At 60.0% G+C, this 3232-nt stretch carries 4 protein-coding genes; all 4 read right to left on the bottom strand.

Annotated features, from left to right (window positions below; translation table 11 throughout):
* The coding region (locus tag D8U18_RS21265; protein WP_131108357.1) for a D-alanyl-D-alanine carboxypeptidase family protein at positions 1 to 868 on the bottom strand (868 nt) is incomplete at its 3' end.
* Between the two features lie 197 nt (positions 869 to 1065).
* Positions 1066 to 2073, bottom strand: coding sequence for a septal ring lytic transglycosylase RlpA family protein (locus tag D8U18_RS21260; RefSeq protein WP_130903860.1), 1008 nt, complete (start codon positions 2071 to 2073; stop codon positions 1066 to 1068).
* On the bottom strand, positions 2073 to 3083 hold the full coding sequence (gene mltB / locus D8U18_RS21255; protein ID WP_056855806.1) for a lytic murein transglycosylase B: 1011 nt from the start codon (positions 3081 to 3083) through the stop codon (positions 2073 to 2075). The genes D8U18_RS21260 and mltB overlap by 1 nt, the downstream gene beginning before the upstream one ends.
* 17 nt (positions 3084 to 3100) lie before the next feature.
* The coding region (locus D8U18_RS21250) for an FtsW/RodA/SpoVE family cell cycle protein (RefSeq protein WP_177435048.1) at positions 3101 to 3232 on the bottom strand (132 nt) is incomplete at its 5' end.

Below are 3232 nucleotides of genomic sequence, written 5' to 3'. Positions count from 1 at the left end.
CCTGAGCCAGCTCGGCGCCTTTCTGATAGAAGGTCTGGGTTTCGAAGAAGCGGAACCCGTAGGTCAGCAGCTTCTGGGTCTCGGCGGCGCGAGCCACTTCGCTGTTGGTGCCGAACACCACGGCGATCAGACGCATGCCATCACGCACGGCCGAGGACACCATGCAGTAGCCTGCTTCGTCGGTGTGGCCGGTTTTCAGACCGTCGACCGTCTTGTCGCGCCACAGCAGCAGGTTACGGTTCGGCTGTTTGATGCCGTTCCAGAAGAACTCTTTCTGCGAGTAGATCGCGTAGTGAGCCGGGTCTTCGTGGATGATTGCGCGAGCCAGCACGGCCATGTCGTGAGCCGACGAGTAGTGCTCAGGGTTCGGCAGACCGGTCGGGTTCATGAAGTGGCTGTTGGTCATGCCCAGGTCGCCAACGGTTTTGTTCATCATGTCGGCGAACGCGTCTTCGCTGCCGGCGATGTGCTCGGCGAGCGCAACACTGGCGTCGTTGCCCGACTGAATGATGATGCCGTGCAGCAGGTCGCTGACAGTGACTTGCGAGCCGACCTTGATGAACATCCGCGAACCACCGGTACGCCAGGCGTTTTCGCTGACGGTGACCGGATCGTTTTCACCGATCTGGCCACGACGGATTTCCAGCGTCGCGATGTACGCGGTCATCAGCTTGGTCAGGCTGGCTGGCGGCAGACGCTGGTCACCATTGTTTTCGACCAGCACGTTGCCGCTGCTGGCGTCCATGAGCACGTAGGCCTTGGCGGCCAGTTGCGGTGGGGACGGCATCATCTCGACCGCGAAAGCGGCTGGCGAGAGGAGCAGCGGGACTAGAAGGCACAGGCGTTTGGCAAAGGTGGTGATGTTCATCCGTCTCTCGAAATCGCTAATGGAAACTGCCCGAAGGCAAAACTAATCAAATAACCTTCTAACGGGTTATCGCGTGTTCAGTTGCTCACTCCAGCCACCCTTTGCCGGGCTTTTGTTCTTCGACGAGCCAACAACCTGGTTCACCCCCCAAAACCGCAGATGAACCGTCAATCAAGTTCTACGTGTTACTCAGTGGCTTACTCGGTCACGACGCTAGGCGAACCGAGGTTGGCCAGGCGCACGCTGTTCTGCACTTGCTGGATTTCACCCGGTGAACCGATTGGCCCCAGGCGCACCCGATGCAGGGTCTGCTGATTGCGCACGATCGAGCTGATGAACACCGGAGCGCTCACCATCCCGCTGAGCTTCGACCTCAGCAGCTCGGCAGCGTCCGGGTTGGCGAAGGCGCCCACCTGCAGATACTGGCCAGACGCTGGTGCAGAAGCGTTTTTTTTTGCATCGATTTGTACTGGAACGACCGCGGCGGCGTGTTGCTGCGGCGGCGGAGTCCATTGTTCGACTGTACCGGCCGAAGCCGTGATGACCGGCGCGCTATTCTGCGCGACTTGCGGCTCGTTGAGCATTAAAGGCGCCGGACGGCCCTTGGCGGCCCACCATTGCTGCGGATCGATGCCTTCGACCTTGACCCGCGCGGTGCCGGTTTCGGCATAGCCGAGCTTCTTCGCCGCTGCGTAGGACAAGTCGATGATGCGATCGGAGTAGAACGGCCCACGGTCGTTGACGCGCAGGATCACGGTCTTGTTGTTGTCCAGGTTGGTCACCCGAACGTAACTTGGCAATGGCAAGGTCTTGTGTGCAGCACTCATGCCGTACAGGTCATACACTTCGCCGTTGGCGGTGTTCTGACCGTGGAACTTGGTGCCGTACCAGGACGCCGTACCGGACTGTACGTAGGTCTTGGATTCTTGAATCGGGAAATAGGTTTTGCCCAGCACCGTGTAAGGGTTGGCCTTGTATGGACCGGTGTGCAGGGTCGGCGTGGCATCCGGGATGCGCGAAACGTCGACATCCCACCACGGTGCGCCATCCTTGTGTGCCCGGTTGATGTCCAGCCCCGGCGTCGAGCGCACGGTCGTGGGAGACTTCTGGGCCGGCGGGCGGCTGGTCGAACAACTGGCGACCAGCACTGCCAACGCGGCAAGTGCCATCAGCTTCAGGGGTTTATTCATAGGCAATGCCCGCATTACTTGACGCCCCGTGCTTGGACCAGCTGTTCAGACAGTTGATGTACGGCCATGGCGTACATCACGCTGCGGTTATATCGCGTGATCGCGTAAAAATTCTTCAGGCCCATCCAGTATTCAGGCCCCTTGTCGCCTTCCAGCCGGAAAGCGGTAACCGGCATATCATCGCGCAGCGCATCATGACTTGACCAGCCCAAGGCCCGCAACTCTCCAACGGTTTTAGTCGGCTCGATGCCGGTGGTCAAACCTGCATCGACCTGTTCGCCCCGCACATCGGCGCGGCTGACCACCGGTTCGCCGGCGACCCAGCCATGGCGCTTGAAGTAGCTGGCGACGCTGCCGATGGCATCGTCCGGGTTGTTCCAGATATTGATGTGGCCGTCACCGTCGAAGTCCACCGCATAGGCGCGAAAGCTGCTGGGCATGAACTGCGGCAGCCCCATGGCCCCGGCGTAGGAGCCTTTGAGGGTCAACGGGTCGACCTGCTCTTCACGCGCCAGCAGCAGGAACTCACGCAATTCCTTGCGGAAAAATTCGGCACGGGGAGGATAGTCGAAACCCAGGGTCGACAACGCATCGATTACCCGGAAATTGCCGGTATTGCGACCGAAAAAGGTTTCGACGCCGATGATCGAGACGATCACCTGAGCCGGCACGCCGTATTCCTGTTCAGCCCGGGCCAGCACCGCTTCGTGCTGGCGCCAGAAATCCACGCCACGGGCGATACGCGCGTCGGTGATGAACATCGGGCGATATTCGTTCCACTGCTTGACCCGCTCGGCGGGTTTCGAAATAGCGTCCAGGATCGACTGTTTGCGCTCGGCTTCGCGAAACACGCCCATCAACTGTTCACCGGCGAAACCGTAGTCGCGGGTCATTTCACCGACGAATTCGGCCACTTGCGGTGTGCCTTCGTAATCGCCGGCCAACGCTTCCTGCGCAGTGCCAAGGATGCTTACCAGGCCGACCCACGGCGCGTATCGAGTCGCCCAGCCACGCATTACTTGCATTGAACTCTTCACCTTATTCAAACCTGTGCGATCCACTTACGATGGGTATGGATCGACATCAAAACCCCAAACGCTGACAGCAGCGTCACCAGCGAAGTTCCTCCGTAGCTAATGAACGGCAACGGCACCCCCACGACCGGCAACAGGCC

Origin of the sequence: Pseudomonas sp. Sample_10 (assembly GCF_004321495.1) — a bacterium.
Lineage (GTDB): Bacteria > Pseudomonadota > Gammaproteobacteria > Pseudomonadales > Pseudomonadaceae > Aquipseudomonas.
This window is presented reverse-complemented; position numbering and strand designations above follow the sequence as displayed.